The organism is Mesorhizobium sp. P2_F8 (genome assembly GCF_056403655.1).
In genome coordinates this window covers 339,753-358,861 of the sequence record NZ_JBFUFB010000002.1, presented here as the reverse complement: position 1 = coordinate 358,861, position 19,109 = coordinate 339,753, and the positions used below count along the sequence as shown (strand labels likewise).

The following is a 19,109-nucleotide window of genomic DNA, read 5'->3' as shown; positions in this document are numbered from 1 at the left end:
GACCGAGGAATCCCCCACAGTGTTCGTATCCTTCTTCCCGCAGCCGAAGCTTTTTTTCTCTTCGGCAGCCATCTGGAGCCTTGCGGCGATCCTGTTCTGGTTTTTCGGCGGCGAGCAGTTGGGCGCCGTTTTCGGATTGCCGCCGGCTGCGGCTGGCGCGCCCCCCATCATCGGCATCGCCATCCTTTTGTCGCCGCCGTTTCTCTGGTTTTATCTCTACTTCGCGTTTTGCGTGCTCGTCTTCTACGCGTTCTGGAACTGGTATTCGCCGCATCCTTGGCAGCGCTGGTCGATCCTGATGACGGCGGTCATCCTGTTCTTCATCTATTTCAATGTGCAGGTCAGCGTCGCGGTCAACGCCTGGTACGGTCCCTTCTTCGACTATGTGCAGGGGCTGATGTCGGGGACTGGAAAGTCGACCAACGGTGAGTTTTACATCGGGCTGGCCGATTTTTCGTGGCTAGCGCTCGTCGGCATGAATGTGCAGGTGGTCAACGCCTTTATCGTCAGCCACTGGATCTTCCGCTGGCGCACCGCGATGAACAATTATTTCGTCGAGAACTGGGGCAGGCTACGCCATATCGAGGGCGCCTCGCAGCGTATCCAGGAAGACACGATGCGGTTCTCGCAGATCATGGAGGATCTCGGCTCGAGCTTCGTCCAGTCGATCATGACATTGATCGCATTCCTGCCGGTCATGATCCAGTTGCAGGCTCACATCAGCGAGTTGCCGATTGTCGGCGCGATCCCGCAGCCATTGGTTGTCGCAGCCCTGGCCTGGTGTCTGTTCGGGACGATCTCGGTGATGATTGCCGGGCTGAAACTTCCGGGACTGCAGTTTCGCAACCAGCGTGTTGAGGCCGCCTATCGCAAGGAACTTGTCTATGGCGAGGATCATGCGGAGAGGGCCCAGCCAGCTACCACCGCCGAGCTGTTCGCGAACGTTCGTCACAACTATTTCAGGCTCTATTTCCACTACATATATTTCAACGTGGTCCGGTATACGTATCTGCAGGCCGACAACATCTTCTCGCTGCTGATCCTTGGGCCGTCACTGGTGGCGCACAAGATAACCTTCGGCGCACTGAACCAGATCTCGAACGCATTCGGCAAAGTGACGAGTTCGCTGCAGTTTCTGCTCACCTCCTGGTCGACCATCGTCGAGCTGCAATCGGTCCACAAACGCCTGCGCGCCTTTGAAGCGACGCTGCAAGGCGAGCCGCTGCCGCCGATCGATCAGCGCTATCTGGAACGCCAAGGCGCCGAGGACCCGGCTTAAAGAGCTGAGGTTTGGAACCGGGTTGGCGGCTCAGCCGCCAACCGATGCCTGTGTCTCGCCGGCTTTCTGCCGCGAAACATAGTCGCGAAAACTGATGCATTCGACATCGGCCTTGACGCAGACCTCGCCGGCGAAGCGCTCCAGCGCGTTCCAGTAGGCGCCGTCATTCATCAGGGCGAAGTGGAAGCCGAGTTCCAGCGGAATGCGCTTGCCCTGATATTGCGCATCGAAGGCGGCGCGAAAGGCATCGTAGGTTCGGTTGGCGAACTCGTCCGCCTTGCTCGGCCGCTCGAAGCCGCCGGAATGTCTGACATAGAGATTGTAATCCATGGCGATCACTGGCCTCGATTTCGGTCCTTCCGGAATCTGCGGCAGTGAAAAGTGCATGATGCCGTGGCTGGCCGTCGGCCGGGCAGGGCCCTGCGAGACGCCGCTGGCGTCGAATTGATAACCGGCCGCCGGCAGCGCCTCGTAGAGCGCCTTGCCTGTCGACAAATACGGCGCGCGGAAACCGACCACCGCATGCCTTGCGAAATCGCGCCAGCCGTTGGGTTCGGGCGCGATGCCGTTGATCGCGTAGGCGTTCTCGAGAATGTGCTCGAACGAGCCGAACTCCTTCAGCCAGTCGGCCTTGCTCCAGTCCTTGCCGTCGAAATGGCCGCAGCCATGGCTGGCGATATCGTGGCCCTCACGCGCAGCAAGTCCGACCTGCTCGAGCCGTTCGCCCACTTCCTGCTTGGAGGCGGCAAAGCCGATGTTGGATTTGCCTGATGTCTTGCCGGGCGTCGTGTATTCCTTGCGCGTTTCCGGCGACAGCAGGAACACGCAGGATAGAAAGTAAGTGAAATGCGCCCCGGTGCGCTGCGCCAGCGCGCGACTGCGCTTCCACTGCGAAATGTCGCGGGCGCTGTCGAACGAGATGATGACGACCTGCCTGGGCTTTGCCGGCGTCGGTGGCGCCGGCGGATCGGCCAAAGCAACACCGGCGGTGGCGAGCGAAGCGAGGGAAAACGCAACAGCGCGGAACGGACGATACATCGGCAATCTGATCTTGACCTCGGAGGATGTCTGGAAGCCGGCTATCGCGCAAATGTGGCGCGGGTGCGATTGGCCTTTTGGGCGGCCCGCCGTGGGAATAGGCGATTTTCCCGTCGAACCCCTTCCATGCCGACAAAATTTCGCTAAAACGCGGGCTGACAACGGCCCGAGAGGGCAGGAATGGTTTGATTGATGTCCGACGACAGTTTTATCCGTGAAGTCAACGACGAGATGCGTCGCGAACAGGCGCAGAAGCTATGGGACCGTTTCGGTCCCGCCTTGCTTGTCCTCGCGATCCTCGTGGTGCTCGGCACAGCCGCCTTCGTCGGCTATCGCTATTGGGACGAGACGCGCGCCAACCGCTCCGGCGATGCGTTCTCGCAGGCGCTGAAGCTTGCCAATGACGGCAAGAACGACGAAGCGCTGACCGCTCTCGACCAGTTGGAGAAGGATGGCTACGGCGCTTATCCGCTGCTCGCCCGCATGCGCGCCGCGACCGTCAAGGCCAGCAAGGGCGACGTCGACGCGGCCGTCAAGGATTTCGACGATGTCTCCGCCGATACGGCCATTCCCTCGGGCATTCGCGACATGGCCCGCCTCAGGGCAGCGCTCCTGCTTGTCGACCATGGCTCCTTCGCCGATGTCTCCAGCCGGGTCGAGGCGCTTACGTCGGACACCAACACGCTGCGCCACACGGCGCGTGAGGCGCTCGGTCTTTCCGCCTGGAAGGAAGGCAAGACCCAGGATGCGCTGAAGCTGTTCGACCAGATTGCCGCCGACGACGGCGCCCCGCGCAACACCCGTGAGCGGGCTACCTTGATGTCCGAGCTGATCCGCGGGTCGGGCAGTGCGTCGTGACCTTCAAAGTCGCCATCATCGGCAGACCTAACGTCGGCAAATCGACTCTTTTCAATCGGCTGGTGGGAAGGAAGCTGGCGCTTGTCGACGACACGCCGGGCGTCACCCGTGATCGCCGCGTGCATGCCGCCAAGCTTTACGACCTGCATTTCGACGTCATCGACACCGCCGGCTTCGAGGATGCCGCCGCCTCGACCTTGCCCGGCCGCATGCGGGCGCAGACCGAGATTGCCATCCGCGAGGCCGACCTGATCTTCTTCACGGTCGATGCCAAGTCCGGCCTGATGCCCGATGACAAGACTTTCGCCGAGATCGTGCGCAAGTCCGGCAAGCCGGTCGTGCTGGTCGCCAACAAGGCCGAGGCGAAGGGCGCCCAGGGCGGCATGTTGGAGGCCTGGGAGCTCGGCCTCGGTGAGCCGATCCCGGTGTCGGCCGAACACGGCCAGGGCATGCCCGACCTGCGCGACGCGGTGATTGGAGCTCTTGGCGAGGCGCGCGCCTTTGGTGAAGAAGAAGACGGCGAAGGCGAAGAGGTCGTCGCCGGTGAGGTGCTGATCGGCGAGGATATTGTCGACCCGGATGCGGAGGATGTGCCTTCATACGACGACACCAAGCCGATGCGCATCGCCGTGGTCGGCCGCCCGAATGCCGGCAAATCGACACTGATCAACGCTCTGATCGGCGAGGAGCGGTTGTTGACCGGGCCGGAAGCCGGCATCACCCGTGATTCCATCTCCGTCGACTGGGACTGGCATGGCCGCCGCCTGAAATTGTTCGACACGGCCGGCATGCGCCGCAAGGCGAGGATCCACGAAAAGCTGGAAGTGATGTCGGTGCAGGATGGCTTGCGCGCCATCCGCTTTGCCGAGATCGTCATCATCGTGCTCGACGCCACCATTCCTTTCGAGAAGCAGGATCTGCAGATCGCCGACCTGATCATCCGCGAGGGGCGGGCGCCGGTGATCGCCTTCAACAAATGGGACCTGATCGACCATCCCCAGGAGCTTCTGGCGGAGTTGCGCGAGAAGACCGAGCGGCTGTTGCCGCAGGTGCGCGGCATCCAGGCGGTGCCCGTCTCGGCCGAAACCGGGCGCGGCCTCGACAAGCTTATGGATGCGGTGCTGAAGACCCACAAGGTGTGGAACAGCCGCGTCTCGACAGGCAAGCTCAACCGCTGGCTGGAAAGCATCCTGGCGCATCACCCGCCGCCGGCCGTCGCCGGCCGCCGGATGAAGGTCAAATACGTCACCCAGGCCAAGACGCGGCCGCCGGGTTTCGTCGTCCAGTGCTCCCGGCCGGAGGCGATGCCGCAATCCTATGTCCGCTATCTCTCCAACAGCCTGCGTGAAGCCTTCGACATGCCTGGCGTGCCGATCCGCATTGCGCTGCGCACCTCGGACAACCCGTTCGCCGGCAGGGCCAAGAAACGCAGCTGAGCATCTGCGCCTGTCTGGCGCCGATCACGCCACCTCGCGCAAACCGTTTTCGTTGGTCTGCGTATTTTCGGACAGCGCCTGCCGTGCCGCCTGCAGCAATATCTCGGCGAGGCGCGCGACCACCGGCTCGGGGTCGGCGTCCTTGCGATGCAGGAACAACGCCATTTTGGGCAGTGCCGGCAGGCCGGCGATCTCCGGTGTCATCGCGCTGACGCTGGCCGGCAGCCCGATGTCGGTGCGGATCGTCAGCCCCAGTCCCGCCGCGACGGCTGCCCAGATGCCGCCAAGGCTTGGGCTGGAAAAGGCCATCCGCCACGATAGGCCGGCACGGTCGAGCGTTTCGGTCGCTACCGTGCGCAAAAGGCAGGGTGCTTCAAGCGCCACAAGCGGCAGCGGCTCGCCGTTGCGCAGGCTGGTCGCGATGCGCTTTGCCGGGCCGATCCAGCGCATCTGCACGTCGGCGACGTGCTCGCTGTAGGGCAGGGTCTCGCCGCTGTGCCAGGCGAGCGCGATGTCGAGATTGCCTGAAGTGACGCGCTCGGCAAGGTCGTAGCTGCGCGCGATCCTGGCTTCGATCTTGACCTTGGGGTGGGCGCGGGCGAAGCGCCCGAGCACGTCAGGCAGCACCGCCTCGCCGAAATCCTCCTGCAGCCCAAGCCGCACCCAGCCTTCCAGCTCGACGTCATGGATAGCGGATGCCGCCTCGTCATTGAGCTCGATCAGCCGGCGCGCATAGCCGAGCATGGTTTCGCCGGCCTCGGTCAAGGCGAGGCCACGTCCCGATTTGCGGAAGATCGGCGTCGCCGCCTGCTCCTCCAGTTTCTTCAACTGCGCGCTGACCGCCGACGTCGATCGGCCGAGCCGGTCGGCAGCCTTGGCGAAGCTGCCCAGCTCCATGCCGGTGACGAAACTGCGAAGAACGTCGAGGTCGAATGTCACGCGTCGCATGGAAATAGTCCTGATTTTCGGGACAATTAGTCAAAAACTTCCCGATATTCAGCATGAATCTATGGCGGTAAAGACGAGGCGTCAAGGTTCGGATGCAGTCGGACCATCAAGGGAAACTCAGCCATGTCGCTCGTCGCTACGGATTTGAAATGCAGCCAGGGCAGGCCTCGGCAACAGGCTGGCGCAGCCGCCGCTGGTGCCGCGACAGTCCGCTCCAATCATCGCTGGAAGGTGCTGGGCATTGGCGTTGCCGCCAATGCCAGTTTTTCCGCGACCTTCTCCGGCATCCCGGCGACGGCGGTCTTCTTGCGCTCCGGCTACCAGCTCGGCAATGGCCAGCTCGGACTGGTTCTCGGTCTGCTTGGCCTGGGTGTGGCGCTGAGCGAACTGCCATGGGGATTGCTCACCGATCGCTGGGGCGATCGCCGCGTGCTGCTCACCGGCCTCGGCGCCACCGCGGCATGGCTGCTTCTCATGGCATTGCTGGTCGTGCCGTCGCCGGCACACCTTCCCGGGGTTGTGCTTTTGGCCGCCGTGTTGCTTGTCACTGGCCTGCTTGGCGGCAGTGTCAACGGCTCAAGCGGCCGCGCCATCATGGCTTGGTTCCGTGAAGGCGAGCGCGGCTTCGCCATGAGCATCAGGCAGACTGCGGTGCCGCTCGGCGGCGGGCTCGGCGCCTTTGTCCTGCCGTCGCTTGCCTCGATGCATGGCTTTGCAGCGGTCTACGGCTTGCTGGCCGCATTCTCCGCCGTCACGGCGCTTTTCGCGTGGCGCTGGTTGCACCAGCCACCAATCGGCGAAGACGCGACGTCCGCCAGCGACGCCATGGTGTCGGCCGGCCCGACACCGCTGCGCAATCCGGACGTCTGGCGCATCGCAATGGCCATCGGCCTGCTCTGCGTCCCGCAAGTGGCGGTGCTCACCTTCGCCTCCGTCTTCCTGCATGATTTCGGCGGCATGGGAACGGCAGTGATCAGCGCCAGCCTGGCAGCCGTGCAGGTCGGCGCCATGGTCATGCGCGTCTGGAGCGGCCGTTTCACCGACCGTCACGGCAACCGCCGCTCGTTCCTGCGCTTTTTCAGCATGCTGAGCGCAGCCGCCTTTGCCACCCTCACGCTGCTTGTGTTTGTCGCGGCCACCATTCCCGGCTGGCAGCCTATGCTCGCGACAACGATCGTTGCCGTCCTGATCCTTGCCGGCATCTGTGTTTCAGCGTGGCACGGCGTTGCCTATACCGAGATTGCCACGCTTGCCGGCGCCAGCAATGCCGGGACGGCGCTCGGTCTGGCCAACAGCTTTGTCTTCGTCGCCTTCTTCCTGGTGCCGATCGCCATCCCCGGGCTTCTGGTCGTCGGATCATGGGCGGGCGTCTGGCTGTCGGCCGCCATCTGCGCGCTGATCGCCCGGCCGATCTTCCTGCGGCCGGCCTGACTTCGCATGCTGACCGCAAAATCGCCCGACTTCGGAACCACGACCTTGAGCCGACTGAGAAAACCCGATCGAACCTGTTAACGTCCCATCAAGGTTAATGCATCATTTTGCTCTCCAGTGGGGTCAGTCGCGTTCCTGGGGAGAGTTCCGTGCATCGACGTGTGTTGAAGCGGCTTGCGGCCGCCGCCGGTGAGAAAAAACGTGGCTTTCTGACCCCGTTCGTCATCGGTCTCGGCATCTGGATCGGCTTTCCGACCGTCGCCGCCTACCAGGACATGACCAGTTTTGTCTCCGGCCTCGAAGCGTCGAACACCCGCTGGAATTCCTATGTCGAGAAATCTGTCGCCGGCTCGACCCATGCGGCCGAGATGCCCTTTGTCGATTCCGACGTCACCGGTTCCATCTCCGGATCGGGCGTCCATCTGGCCGGCGTCGGCAACGTGTCGTTTCGTGGCAAGGGCGGCAAGGTCAGCGGCACGCCCGACGAGGATCGCATCGTGCGGGCCGACAAGAAGGGCCGCATCGTCCAGGTTTCTCCCGTCGCGCCGCCGAAGAATTTCAATGCCGGCTCGATCTTCGAGCGCACCTCCTCCTTGCTGCGGCCCAGCATGGACAGCGGCTTGAAGATGGCTTTCGCCAAACCGCAGATCAAAGGCAAGGAAATCCAGATCGCCGCGGCATTCCATGCGCGTGAGGACACGAAGCCGGATCCCGGCGTGCCGGCCATGCTTGCCGCGCTGGTCAACAACGACCATCCCGATGTGCTGGCGACCGCCTATGCGCAGGCCGAGCCCGACTATGCCAAGGCGTCGCCCTTCGAAGCCCTGCTTCAGGACGAGCAGCCCAATGACGGCCGCTTCATCCCGCCGATGGCCAAGGGCGACCACTCGTGGATCCAGAACCCGCTGCCGGCGAGTGTCTTCTCCAAGAAGGAGCAGGCATGCCTTGCCAACGGCATCTATTTCGAGGCGAGAAGCGAATCCGTGCGCGGTCAGGCCGCCGTCGCCCAGGTCATCCTCAATCGCGTCCGCAACCCGGCCTATCCCAATTCGATCTGCGGCGTCGTCTACCAGAACGACAGCTGGTTCAACCGCTGCCAGTTCTCCTTCGCTTGCGACGGCAGGAGGAAGCGCATCGACAGTCCCGTCGCTTACAAGACCGCGCAGGATATCGCCATGGCCGTCACCGCCGGCAAGATATTCATCCCCGAGGTCGGATCGTCGACCCATTACTACGCCCAATATGTGCATCCCGGCTGGGCGCGCACGATGCAGAAGATGACCAAGATCGGCCTGCATATCTTCTACCGCACCTATGGCGGCGGCTGGAGCTGAGCACCGCACAGTCACCGATCTTTTCGCGCTGCGTGCAGCCGATCGAAGAGCCAATGCCGGGGGGATTCGTGCAGCGCATCCCCGTCGCCGTGGCGGGCACGATGTCGCACCTTTATAACCAATTGATTTTGTTGCCTAAAATACATGACAATGAACTTCCGCCCGTGGCTTGACTGGCGCAAACCCTCTAACTATGTTGCCGGCGACTTTAGAAGCGGACGGACGGTGACGGTCTGACCGGGCAGGGGGGTTGCGATGGCCGATAAAAACAGGCCAGACGGAACCGGAGAAACCGGCCGCGGCAAGCAGCATGAAGCCGAAATCCGCGACGACGATCTTGAGCGCCGCCGGCGTGAACTTGAAGCATCGCTTGCGACAAGGCGGCCGGACCGGCTCGAGGGGAAAGACGACGCGAAAGCGGGCAGTGTGGCCGGTTATGGCCAGGCGCTCAAACTCTCCAGCGAGTTCATCGCCGGAGTGGTGGTGGGTGCCGGCATCGGCTGGATCATCGACCGTCTGGCGGGGACATCGCCATGGGGTCTGATCGTGTTTCTGCTGCTGGGTTTTGGCGCCGGCGTGCTCAATGTGATGCGTTCCGCGGGCGTTGTGGCAGAATTCGGACAGGGCGATAAATCGCGCCGTGACCAGGACGACAGGAAATGACCGCGCTTCATGTGTGGTAATGGTAACGAAGCCGTACGCGGCATTGACGGGGTTTGAACGTGGCAGCTGACAAGGTCGATCCGATCCACCAGTTCCATATCAACAAGCTGATACCGATCGAGATCGGCGGCTACGACCTGTCTTTCACCAATTCCGCACTGTTCATGGTCGCAACCGTGGTCGTTGCGGCGGCATTTCTGTTTCTCACGACCTCGAGCCGCAGCCTGGTTCCCGGCCGGCTTCAGTCGGTCTCCGAGATGGCCTATGAGTTCGTCGGCAACATGTTGCGCGATGCCGCCGGCACGCAGGGCATGAAGTTCTTCCCGTTCGTGTTCTCGCTGTTCATGTTCGTGCTGGTGGCCAATCTGCTTGGCCTGTTCCCGTATTTCTTCACCGTCACCAGCCATATCATCGTCACCTTCGGCCTCGCCGCCCTGGTGATCGGAACCGTAGTCGTCTACGGTTTCATGAAGCACGGTCTGGGCTTCCTGAAGCTGTTCGTGCCGCATGGCGTGCCGGTGTTCCTGCTGCCGCTGGTGGTGCTGATCGAGGTGATCTCCTTCGTGTCGCGCCCGGTCAGCCTCTCGGTTCGTCTGTTCGCCAACATGCTCGCCGGCCACATCACCCTGAAGGTGTTTTCTGGATTTGTCGTCAGCCTGAGCGCGCTGGGCGCAGTCGGCGTGGCGGGCTCGGTGCTGCCCCTGGCAATGGCGGTGGCGCTGACGGCACTGGAACTGCTGGTCGCTTTCCTGCAGGCCTACGTCTTTGCGGTGTTGACCTGCATGTACCTGAACGACGCCCTGCACCCCGGGCACTGAGCAAGAGTTTCCGGCCCAAGAGTTTCCAACATTGGCGCCGGATTGAATCGCAACTGAATTTTAGATCCAAAGGAGTTGAACAAATGGACGCAGAAGCAGCAAAGTACATCGGCGCCGGCATCGCTTGCCTGGGCATGGGTGGCGCGGGCATTGGCCTCGGCAACATCTTCGGCAGCTACCTGGCGGGCGCTCTGCGCAACCCGTCGGCTGCTGATGGCCAGTTCGGCCGTCTGATCTTCGGCTTCGCCGTGACCGAAGCTCTGGGCATTTTCTCGCTTCTCATCGCGCTTCTGGCCCTGTTCGGCTGAGCACTGGGAAGATTGGACAGGCCGGCCGCGCGAGCGGCAGGCCTGAATTTCGGGGATAGTCCATGTTCGTGACATCTGCCTTCGCGCAAGAGTCCGCACCTGCCGCCGACACCAGCCACGCTGCGACGGAAGGCGACACGCATTCCGGCACCAGCGTGCCTGCCGAAGCGCACGGCACCTTTCCGCCATTCGATCCTGCGACGTTCCCGTCGCAGCTTCTGTGGCTGGCGATCACTTTCGGGCTGTTCTACCTCTTCCTGAAGCGGGTCGCGATGCCGCGCGTCGCGGGAATCATCGAGGTCCGCAACGACCGCATCACGCAGGACCTCGACCAGGCGAGCAAGTTGAAGGGCGAGGCCGACGCTGCCGTTGCTGCCTACGAGCAGGAACTGGCGGAAGCCAAGACCAAGGCCAACGCGATCGGCCAGCAGGCCGGCGATGCGGCCAAGGCCGAAGCCGAGACCGCACGCAAGAAGGTCGAGGCGGCCCTCGACGAGAAGCTTGGCGAGGCCGAAGCCCGCATTTCTTCCATCAAGGCCAAGGCCATGAAGGAAGTCGGCAGCATTGCCGAGGACACCGCTTCGGCGATCGTCGAGGCATTGGTCGGCGGCAAGGCTAGCAAGGCCGAGATCGCGGCCGCGGTCAAATCCGTGGCCCGGTGAGGAGCGCATCATGGATTACACATCTCTCGCGACGCTCTGGGCAACGATAGCCCTCATCATCTTCCTCGGCGTTGCCGTCTACATCAAGGTGCCTGGCATGATCGCCAAGGCGCTGGACGCCCGCGCCGCCAGGATCAGCAACGAGCTGGATGAAGCGCGCCGGCTGCGCGAGGAGGCCCAGCAGTTGCTCGGCCAGTACCAGCGCAAGCGCAAGGAAGCCGAACAGGAGGCCGCCGACATCGTTGCGGCCGCCAAGCGCGAAGCCGACATGCTTGCTGCGGAAGCGCACAAGAAGACCGAGGACTATGTCGCCAGGCGCACAGCACTTGCCGAACAGAAGATCGGTCAGGCCGAGCGCGACGCCATCAGCGAAGTCCGTGCCAGCGCCGTCGACATCGCCGTCGAGGCTGCGCGTGCGCTGCTCGCCGGCAAGATGGACGCCAAGGCCGGCGCCGACCTCTTCAAGGCATCGCTGGCGGATGTGAAATCCAAGCTCAACTGAGCCTGTAACTATCGAGTAAAGAAAAAAGCCGTCCGGGAAACCCGGCGGCTTTTTGTTGTGGAAAACTATCCGCTCAATCCAGGCCGGCGAGGCTCTCGTCTTCCGCAACCTCCGTCCCGCCAAGCCTGAACGGCGCGAAGGAAACGCGGTGCAGCCGCGCCACCGGCCCATGCGCTTCGATCGCCGTGCGATGGCGGGCCGTGGCGTAGCCCATGTGGACCTCGAACCCGTAGCGATCGTGATGGTTGCCGCAGCCGCACATCATGCGGTCGCGCATCACCTTGGCGACGATCGAGGCGGCGGCGATCGATTGCGAGCGCTGGTCGCCCTTGATCAGCGCGCGTCCGGCGCAGGGCAGCCCTGGCGGCACGTCGCGTCCGTCTACGAGCGCGAGCTTCGGTTGGATCGATAGCCCGACCAGGGCGCGGCGCATCGCTTCCAGGCTGGCCTTGAGGATATTGCTGCCGTCGATCCCCTCGGCGCTGATGGACGCCATCGAAACGCCCAGCGCGGAGCCAAGAATTCGCACGAACAGCGCTTCGCGCTGCAGATGGCTGAGACGTTTGGAATCGTCGAGCCCGTCCGGAATGTTGGCGGGGTCGAGCACCACCGCCGCCGCTACCACCGGCCCAGCCAGCGGACCGCGGCCGGCCTCGTCCATGCCCGCCACCGGCCACAGGCCATCGGCCATCGCCTTCGTCTCGAAGGAGAAATCGGGTTTCTCGATGATCTCAAAGAGAAGCGGAGAATCGGAACGCGCGCGAGCCATGTTGCGGCGAGGTTCGCATCGGCTCCGATTCTCCGCAAGTCCCTCCGGGTCGGGTGGGGCGCCGGACCGGGAGGGCACCGTCTGCAGGCCGGGGCAGGCCGGACGGGATTCTTGTGCCGCGACAGGTCAAACCGCCGCGGTGAATTGTTTTCAAAGCAGGGTCAGCTGCACCTGGTCCTTGCCGCCGGCCACGAACTGATCGGTCCGAAGCGTGCGCCGTTCGACGTTGAGGCCGAGCCGCTTGGCCGTGATCTCAAAGCGCCGGCCGATCTGCCAGGCGTAGGGACCAGCACCCTTCATGCGCTTGCCCCATTCCGAATCGTAGTCCTTGCCGTCGCGCATCGAGCGGATCAGCGACATCACGTGGCGGTAACGGTCGGGATAGTGGCGCAGCAGCCAGTCCTTGAAGATCGGACTGACCTCCAGCGGCAGGCGCAGCACGACATAACCCGCTTCGCGCGCACCGGCGGCGCGTGCCGAATCGAGGATGCGTTCCATCTCCTGGTCGGTCAGGCCGGGGATGATCGGCGCCACCATGACCGAGGCCGGAATGCCGGCATCCGAAAGCCGTCGGATCGCCTCCAGCCGCTTGGTCGGCGTCGAGGCGCGGGGCTCCATCGTCCTCGCCAGCATACGGTCGAGCGTCGTCACCGACAGCGCCACCTTGGCCAGCCCGCGCTCGGCCATGCGCGACAGGATATCGATGTCGCGCGTCACCAAAGCGGACTTGGTGACGATGCCGACCGGATGGCCGCGCGCTTCCAGCACTTCGAGGATCTCGCGCATGATCCGGTATTGCTTCTCGATCGGCTGGTACGGATCGGTGTTGGTGCCGATCGCGATGGTGCGCGGCTGGTAGCTGTCCTTCGACAGTTCCTTGTCGAGCAGTCGCGCCGCATCCGGCTTGGCGAACAGCTTCGATTCGAAATCGAGGCCCGGCGAAAGGCCCATGAAACTGTGCGTCGGCCGGGCAAAGCAATAGACGCAGCCATGTTCGCAGCCGCGATAGGGATTGATCGACCGGTCGAAGGAGATGTCTGGCGATTCGTTGCGAGTGATGATGGTGCGTGGCTTCTCGACCTGCACCTCGGTCTTGAAGGGCGGCAGTTCCTCCAGCGAATTCCAGCCATCATCGAAGACATGCCGGCTGACCGGCTCGAACCGGCCGGATGGATTGATGCCCGCCGACCTGCCGCGATTGCGGTCCGGACGGACACGCACGCCACTCTGCTCGATCATCGCATTGGCCATCTCGGCTCTTCCAGCTCCGAAAGCTGCAATGTCGGCGCGCACGATCTGTTCCATCTTCGCCCGCTCCCAGGGACTGTCCATGTTGTGTCGAATCGCTCTGTTCATGAAATTATTCCTATTTCGCCGATGAGAACAAAGCAAGAACTTTTTATGGTGCGCTGCAAAAACTGGCGCTGCGTTCGGCTTTCCGCTATTCGGCTAATGATGCTCAGTGTCCTGATCGAAACCCGCAATGACGAGGAGGGCCTCGCCCGCACGCTCGCCTCGCTGATTGGCGGCGCGGTCGAGGGCGTGGTGCGTGACGTCCTCGTCTGTGACACGGGTTCCACCGACCAGACGCATCGTGTTGCCGAGCATGCCGGCTGTCAGTGCGTAACTGGCGGTATCGCTGCGGGCATCCGCCAGGCCAAGGGTGACTGGCTGCTGCTCCTGGAGCCGGGCTCGCGGCTGATGGATGGCTGGATCGATGCGGTCGTTGCCCACACGGCCAGGCAGACCATGGCGGCACGCTTCTCGCGGGCGCGGGGCAGCCGCACACCGTTCCTGGCCCGGGTGTTTTCGGGAAGCCGCGCCTTGGCCGACGGATTGCTGATCAGCAAGCTTCAGGCCGCGGCAGCGTCGAAGAGTGCCGGCAGCGCCGAGGCCATCGCACGCGGCCTCGCGACAAAGCGGCTCGACGCCGAAATCTGGGTGGCACCTCCGAAGCAGCTCTCCCCGGAGTGATCTTTTGCAGCTGCTCTCTTCATTGTGCATTGCACAAAATCTGACGCGAGGTTAGTTTCCCGGTCAGACGGGTGGATTGGGTTTGGGTCATGCCGAGTGATGAGCACCGATGCGGCATCGGCGCCACGCTCATAGCCGAGGACCCGATGAAGCTTTCAACCCCCGACAAATCCGGCGCTGCCAGTCTTGAAGCCGTTGCGCGCAACGGCAGCCTGCTGCGCCGCATCGCCGTGCGCATTCCGACCTATCTGACGGACCTGCGCGAAAACCCTGCCTGGCTGCCGATGTTCGTGCTGGCACGCACAATGCCAGGACGCCGGATGCATTGGCTGGGTGCAAAACGCGCTCGTCCGGCCTATGATTCTGGAGATACGATGTTTGCCGGCGTCGACCGCGAAGCCGTGGTTGAAGCGCTGCGCTCCGACGGGCTGTTTTCGGGCCTGATGCTGCCACTGGCGGCCCATGAAGAGATCGCCAGTTTCGCCCAGCGCACGCCTTGCTTTGGCAATTTCGATCGCCGTCTCGAATTCATGCCGGGTGAACATGCCGAGGCCGAGAAGCGCTTCGGCCGCTCACTGCTCAGCGGACATTTTTTCGAGCGCATCCTCGACTGCCGGGCGGCACTCGCCATCCAGCGCGATCCGCTGCTTCTGGATATTGCGGCGCACTATCTCGGCGGCCAGGCAAAACTGATCACCACGCGCGTCTGGTGGAGTTTTCCGACGGGTGAGGCTACGGACGCCGACAAGAACCTTGCCTCGCTCGGCAAGTATCATTTCGACCTCGACGACTGGCGCATGCTGAAATTCTTCTTCTATCTCAAGCCGGTCGACGCCGACACCGGCCCGCATGTCTATGTCCGGGGCAGTCACAAGCGCCGCAGCCTCAAGCATCAGCTCACCTTGCTGGTCGGCCATCCCGCACAAGAGGTTCTGGATGTCTACGGCGAGCACAGCCCGGTGACGCTAACCGGTGAAGCCGGTCTCGGCTTCGTCGAGGATCCGTTTGGCTTCCACATGGGCACGGTGCCGGCGCGCACGCCGAGATTGATGATGGAGGTCGGCTTCGGCGTGTCGCCGCCCTCACGCCGGCGCTTTCATGGCGAGCCGGTCATCCGCTGAAAGGGAACCATCCCAGCCGGTCCCGCCGTCAAAATCGTGGCCGAGACTATTCATGCGGCATCCGGTTGGGAATGACACTTCGAAGGCGCAAGCAGTGTTCTGCTGGCGAAACCGAGGTCGGGCGCTTGAATTGCTTGCCGTTTGGCCTCAACCGCGCCGCAGATGCTCGTCCAGGCGCGGCATGATCTCGACGAAGTTGCAGGGCATGTGCCGGTAGTCGAACTGCGCCTTCAGGATGCCATCCCAAGCGTCCCTGCAGGCGCCCGGCGAGCCCGGCAGCACGAAGACGAAGGTGGCGTTGACAACCCCGCCGGTCGCCCGGCTCTGGATCGTCGAGGTGCCGATCTTGTCGTAGGAGATGCGGTGGAAGACTTCCGAAAAGCCGTCCATGCGCTTTTCGAAGATCGGCTCGAGCGCTTCCGGCGTCACGTCGCGGCCGGTGAAGCCAGTACCGCCAGTGGTGATGACGACGTCGATCGCCGCATCCTTGGACCAACCAAGCACCTTGTCGCGGATTTTTTCGCGGTCATCGGTGACGATATCGCGGGCGGCGAGGACGTGGCCGGCTTCAGTGATGCGGTCGGCCAGTGTCTGGCCGGATTTGTCGTCGGCGAGGCTGCGCGTATCCGAGACGGTCAGCACCGCGATGCGGATCGGGATGAAAGGCCGGCTCTCGTCAATCCTGGCCATCTCAGTCAGCCTCCGATGCCATGCTGCGCGTCGCGGCGACGAACCAGTCGGGCTGGCGGCTGCGGATGTCGGCGGCAGCGCGCTTGGCGACATTGCCGGTCTCGAACAGGCCGAAGCATGTCGCGCCGGATCCGGACATCCGGGAGAATCCCGATCCAGCCTTGTTAAGCCAGGAAAGCGCTCTGCCGATGGCGGGCTGCATCGCCAGCGCCGCGGGCTCAAGATCATTGCGGGTGATCTCCAGCCAGTTGCGCAGGCTATGGAAATCGATGCTGCGCGGCAAAGGCGGCAGTGGCTCATTGTCGCGACGGGACAGGGCTGCAAACACCTCGGCGGTCGAGACGGCCGTTCCGGGATTGACCAGCACCAGCCCCAGCGCCGAAAAATCCGGCACCATCGACAGCTCGTCCCCGATGCCGCGCGCGATCAGCGGCTTGGCCGCCAAGCACATCGGCACATCGGCGCCAAGCGAAAGGCCGATCCGCGCCAGCTCAGTGCTGTCCATGTCCAGGGCCCATGTCTCTGCCAGCCCGCGCAGCACGGCTGCCGCATCGCTCGAGCCGCCGCCGACGCCGGAGGCAACCGGCAGGTTCTTTTCGAGCCGGATGGAGACCGTCGGGGTTCTCTTGGGCCCAGCCTCTCTTCGCAGCGCATCGCGGGCCTTGAGCACGAGATTACTGGCGTCAAGCGGAACGGCCTGCGCGTAGCGGCCAGACACGGTAAAATCATCGCTGTCGGCGAGCGCGATTTCAACCCGGTCGCCAAAGCGCGTGAACACCGCCAGGCTTTCGATCAGGTGATAGCCGTCAGGGCGCCTGCCGGTGACATGCAGCGCCAGATTGATCTTGGCGTGCGCATGCCAGGTGCGCGACCCGATCTCGGTGTCCACGGCGTCAGTCGTATGCGGGATGATGCTCAGTCCTTGGCCAGCCGGTATTCGCCGGTCTTCGGATCCTTGACCAGCGTACCCATCGCGCCGTTGGCCGCCTGCTTTTCCGTGCGCCGCACCTTGGCGGTCACGCGCTCGGCTTCCCGGATGAAGGTGCGGTAGCCGAAATAGGCGGCGACGCCAACGACGGTGAAGAAAATGATCTGCGGCATGTCAAAACTCCTCCCACGCTGGGCGGCGGCCGGTCGGGTCGGTTCATGCATGTCGCCCAAAAGTGGATCCGGTTTGGGAAAACGACATGCATAAGACTTCAAGCTCTCATGCTAGACGGTTTTGCCCGGTTTTCAAAGCCCGAAGCGAGACCACAACGCGCGCTCTTCCGCCGCATCGATCACGCCGCTGGCGGCTGCCGCGGCGATATCGGGCGCTGAAAAGCCCTTGCTCGACCCGAACAGGCCGAACCGGCTGAGGAAACCGCGCGGCGCTGTGACCAGCCTGAGCTGGGTCTTCGCTCCGAAACGGGTCTTGAGCACCGTGCGCATGTCACCGAGTGCATCGACCAGGCCGAGTTCGAGACCCTTCATGCCGGTCCAGAACAGACCGGTGAACAGGTCCGGATCGTCCTTCAGCTTCGTGCCGCGCCTTTCCTTGACGAGGTCGATGAACGTGCCGTGCACCTCGAGTTGCAGCGCTTTCAGGCGCTCGACGTCTTCCTTCTTCTCCGGCTTGAACGGATCGAGCACAGCCTTGTTCTGGCCAGCGGTGTGGACACGGCGCTCGACGCCGATCTTCTTCATCAGCTCCGGGAAGCCGAACGAGGCCGAGACCACGCCGATCGAACCGACGATGGAGGACGGATCGGCGAAGATCTCGTCGCCGGCGACCGCGATCATGTAGCCGCCCGATGCCGCGACGTCTTCGACGAAGACCAGCACTTTCTTGTTCTTTTCAGTTGCCAGGTCACGAATACGCTTGAAGATCAGCCGCGATTGCACCGGCGAGCCGCCCGGCGAATTGATCGAGATGGCGACCGCCGGTGCGTCGTAGGAAAACGCCTTCTCGATGAGGCCGGCGGTCGAGGCCAGCGACAGGGTCGGCCGGAACTGGCCACCCCCGGGCATGATGGTGCCGTGCAGCCGGATGACCGGAATGGTGACGACGGTCGAGCGCCAGGACTTCGGCAGCAGGCGGTTGATAAGTCGTTTCACGAGGGCGCGGTCTCCGGTCGATAGGTTGCAGGCATGTAGGAATTCCCCGGCCAATGGCAATGCGGCCGGTAAGAATAGCTCAATCTCCGAACAGCGAGGCGAGGCCGTTGGCGATCATTTCGCTGCGCTCATCAGGGCCGTCGCCCGATTGCGCATGAAGCATCAGCGGAGGGCGAATGGCGAGCTTACCCCGCGCCCCGAGCGCAGCCCTGACGACGATGCGGATCGCCGCCGCGTCGGGGCGGGGATGGACAGCGAGGATCTCGGCATCGCCGAAGCGGCCGGAGATCGCGTCGAGAATGGCGCCGAGCTGCTCGGGTCGGGCGATCACGGCAAGCCCACCGCGCGGCCTGACCACGGCGGCAGCACTTCTGATCCAGCTCTCGAACAGTCCGTCCTCCGTGACGTGGGCTTCCTTTCTCAGGCGATCGGGCGTGGCACGATCCCGTACGGCGTTGAAAGGCGGGTTCATGATGACGAAGTCGAAGTCGTTGTCGGCGAGGCCCGCCGCCGCCCGCGCCCGTCCCGATACGGTGACATCGGCTATGAGCACCGAGGCACGGTCACTGAGATGGGCATTGCCGGGATGGGCAAGCGTTGCCGCGGCGAAGGCAGCCATTTCCGGCGCCCGTTCGACGAGCACGGCAGCGGCCGTTGGGCAGCGCGACAGCACCGCAAGGCCGGCGGCCCCGGCGCCAGCACCGAAATCGGCCAGACGTCCGCCAAAGGAGGATGGTACGGACGCCGCCAGCATCATGGCATCCATGCCGGCGCGATGGCCGCCTTGCTTGGGCTGCACGAGCCAGAACCGGCCGCGATGGAAGGCATCGACCGTATGGGCCGGCGTGTCCGGGGCAAGGGTGGCCGGCGCGGCGGACATTATTTCCCGCGGATCTCGTTGGCGATGCCGGCATCCGTCAGGATGCGCCGTGCCGCGTCGGCCTGGTCGGCATCGACCATGACACGTCGCGGCAGGATACCGAGCGAGCCGTCGAGCACGCTCATGTTCTGGTCGGCGACGAAGCAGCCGATGCCGGCATCGCGCATCAGCGATTCGACAAAGGAGATGATGACGGCGTCGTTGGTGCGAATGAGCTCTATCATCGGGCGAAACTCTCAGTTTGCGGCGCATATGTAAACGGGCAGGCGGATTTCCGTCACCAAGCAGACCTGCTCTTTCG

Annotated in this window: 22 protein-coding genes; 12 read left to right on the top strand and 10 right to left on the bottom strand. The window is 63.5% G+C overall.

Features of this window, described 5'->3' with window-relative positions:
• The first annotated feature begins 19 nt into the window (after window positions 1-19).
• A complete protein-coding gene (gene sbmA / locus AC1DZP_RS05470) occupies window positions 20-1,279 on the top strand; it encodes a peptide antibiotic transporter SbmA (RefSeq protein WP_477225988.1) in 1,260 nt (419 codons plus the stop codon).
• Window positions 1,280-1,309: 30 nt separating this feature from the next.
• Here the strand turns inward: sbmA and AC1DZP_RS05465 are convergent, their stop codons facing one another.
• The gene (locus tag AC1DZP_RS05465) at window positions 1,310-2,317 is read right to left on the bottom strand and encodes a polysaccharide deacetylase family protein (protein WP_477300645.1); all 1,008 of its coding nucleotides are present in this window, start codon (window positions 2,315-2,317) and stop codon (window positions 1,310-1,312) included.
• A gap of 192 nt (window positions 2,318-2,509) precedes the next feature.
• Here AC1DZP_RS05465 and AC1DZP_RS05460 point away from each other — a divergent pair, with 192 nt between their 5' ends.
• Both AC1DZP_RS05460 and der read left to right on the top strand, forming a co-directional pair.
• Window positions 2,510-3,175 carry a tetratricopeptide repeat protein gene (locus AC1DZP_RS05460; RefSeq protein ID WP_477300643.1) on the top strand — a complete coding sequence of 222 codons (666 nt, stop codon included), beginning with the start codon at window positions 2,510-2,512 and terminating at the stop codon, window positions 3,173-3,175.
• Window positions 3,172-4,611, top strand: coding sequence for a ribosome biogenesis GTPase Der (gene der / locus AC1DZP_RS05455; RefSeq protein WP_477300641.1), 1,440 nt, complete (start codon window positions 3,172-3,174; stop codon window positions 4,609-4,611). The genes AC1DZP_RS05460 and der overlap by 4 nt, the downstream gene beginning before the upstream one ends.
• A 24-nt stretch (window positions 4,612-4,635) precedes the next feature.
• Here the strand turns inward: der and AC1DZP_RS05450 are convergent, their stop codons facing one another.
• Window positions 4,636-5,559 carry a LysR substrate-binding domain-containing protein gene (locus AC1DZP_RS05450; protein WP_477300639.1) on the bottom strand — a complete coding sequence of 308 codons (924 nt, stop codon included), beginning with the start codon at window positions 5,557-5,559 and terminating at the stop codon, window positions 4,636-4,638.
• A gap of 123 nt (window positions 5,560-5,682) precedes the next feature.
• On the opposite strand from AC1DZP_RS05450, the gene AC1DZP_RS05445 reads away from it, so the two are divergent.
• The 7 genes from AC1DZP_RS05445 (at window position 5,683) to AC1DZP_RS05415 (ending at window position 11,277) form a co-directional block, all read left to right on the top strand.
• On the top strand, window positions 5,683-6,990 hold the full coding sequence (locus tag AC1DZP_RS05445; protein ID WP_477300637.1) for an MFS transporter: 1,308 nt from the start codon (window positions 5,683-5,685) through the stop codon (window positions 6,988-6,990).
• A gap of 149 nt (window positions 6,991-7,139) precedes the next feature.
• Window positions 7,140-8,324, top strand: coding sequence for a cell wall hydrolase (locus AC1DZP_RS05440; protein WP_477300635.1), 1,185 nt, complete (start codon window positions 7,140-7,142; stop codon window positions 8,322-8,324).
• Window positions 8,325-8,579: 255 nt separating this feature from the next.
• Window positions 8,580-8,987: an AtpZ/AtpI family protein gene (locus tag AC1DZP_RS05435; protein WP_457154877.1), complete on the top strand. Its 408-nt coding sequence runs from the start codon at window positions 8,580-8,582 to the stop codon at window positions 8,985-8,987.
• A gap of 59 nt (window positions 8,988-9,046) precedes the next feature.
• Window positions 9,047-9,805 (top strand): F0F1 ATP synthase subunit A, encoded by a 759-nt coding sequence (locus AC1DZP_RS05430; RefSeq protein WP_095091979.1) that lies wholly within the window; start codon window positions 9,047-9,049, stop codon window positions 9,803-9,805.
• Between the two features lie 83 nt (window positions 9,806-9,888).
• A complete protein-coding gene (locus AC1DZP_RS05425) occupies window positions 9,889-10,113 on the top strand; it encodes a F0F1 ATP synthase subunit C (protein ID WP_006206606.1) in 225 nt (74 codons plus the stop codon).
• Window positions 10,114-10,175: 62 nt separating this feature from the next.
• Window positions 10,176-10,775, top strand: coding sequence for a F0F1 ATP synthase subunit B (locus AC1DZP_RS05420; RefSeq protein WP_477300633.1), 600 nt, complete (start codon window positions 10,176-10,178; stop codon window positions 10,773-10,775).
• Between the two features lie 10 nt (window positions 10,776-10,785).
• Window positions 10,786-11,277, top strand: a complete 492-nt coding sequence (locus tag AC1DZP_RS05415) for a F0F1 ATP synthase subunit B (RefSeq protein WP_095091887.1) — start codon at window positions 10,786-10,788, stop codon at window positions 11,275-11,277.
• A 73-nt stretch (window positions 11,278-11,350) separates the two neighbouring features.
• On the opposite strand, the gene AC1DZP_RS05410 is transcribed toward AC1DZP_RS05415, so the two are convergent.
• Window positions 11,351-12,046: a ribonuclease HII gene (locus AC1DZP_RS05410; protein ID WP_477300631.1), complete on the bottom strand. Its 696-nt coding sequence runs from the start codon at window positions 12,044-12,046 to the stop codon at window positions 11,351-11,353.
• Between the two features lie 150 nt (window positions 12,047-12,196).
• Window positions 12,197-13,351, bottom strand: a complete 1,155-nt coding sequence (locus tag AC1DZP_RS05405; protein WP_477301158.1) for a PA0069 family radical SAM protein — start codon at window positions 13,349-13,351, stop codon at window positions 12,197-12,199.
• Between the two features lie 150 nt (window positions 13,352-13,501).
• On the opposite strand from AC1DZP_RS05405, the gene AC1DZP_RS05400 reads away from it, so the two are divergent.
• A complete protein-coding gene (locus AC1DZP_RS05400) occupies window positions 13,502-14,020 on the top strand; it encodes a glycosyltransferase (RefSeq protein ID WP_477301156.1) in 519 nt (172 codons plus the stop codon).
• Window positions 14,021-14,166: 146 nt separating this feature from the next.
• Window positions 14,167-15,141 (top strand): hypothetical protein, encoded by a 975-nt coding sequence (locus AC1DZP_RS05395; RefSeq protein WP_477300629.1) that lies wholly within the window; start codon window positions 14,167-14,169, stop codon window positions 15,139-15,141.
• Window positions 15,142-15,288: 147 nt separating this feature from the next.
• On the opposite strand, the gene moaB is transcribed toward AC1DZP_RS05395, so the two are convergent.
• From moaB to AC1DZP_RS05365, 6 genes are all read right to left on the bottom strand, one after another.
• Window positions 15,289-15,831 carry a molybdenum cofactor biosynthesis protein B gene (gene moaB / locus AC1DZP_RS05390; RefSeq protein ID WP_477300627.1) on the bottom strand — a complete coding sequence of 181 codons (543 nt, stop codon included), beginning with the start codon at window positions 15,829-15,831 and terminating at the stop codon, window positions 15,289-15,291.
• A 1-nt stretch (window position 15,832) separates the two neighbouring features.
• A complete protein-coding gene (locus AC1DZP_RS05385) occupies window positions 15,833-16,720 on the bottom strand; it encodes a 4-(cytidine 5'-diphospho)-2-C-methyl-D-erythritol kinase (RefSeq protein WP_477300625.1) in 888 nt (295 codons plus the stop codon).
• A gap of 26 nt (window positions 16,721-16,746) precedes the next feature.
• Entirely contained in the window at window positions 16,747-16,932 is a 186-nt protein-coding gene (locus AC1DZP_RS05380; protein ID WP_027023000.1) for a membrane protein, read from the bottom strand.
• Between the two features lie 132 nt (window positions 16,933-17,064).
• Window positions 17,065-17,928: a S49 family peptidase gene (locus AC1DZP_RS05375; RefSeq protein ID WP_095091892.1), complete on the bottom strand. Its 864-nt coding sequence runs from the start codon at window positions 17,926-17,928 to the stop codon at window positions 17,065-17,067.
• Between the two features lie 79 nt (window positions 17,929-18,007).
• Window positions 18,008-18,808 carry a tRNA1(Val) (adenine(37)-N6)-methyltransferase gene (locus AC1DZP_RS05370; protein WP_477300623.1) on the bottom strand — a complete coding sequence of 267 codons (801 nt, stop codon included), beginning with the start codon at window positions 18,806-18,808 and terminating at the stop codon, window positions 18,008-18,010.
• Window positions 18,808-19,032: a putative signal transducing protein gene (locus tag AC1DZP_RS05365; RefSeq protein WP_015318845.1), complete on the bottom strand. Its 225-nt coding sequence runs from the start codon at window positions 19,030-19,032 to the stop codon at window positions 18,808-18,810. Before AC1DZP_RS05365 ends, AC1DZP_RS05370 begins: the two co-directional genes overlap by 1 nt.
• Window positions 19,033-19,109: the final 77 nt, after the last annotated feature.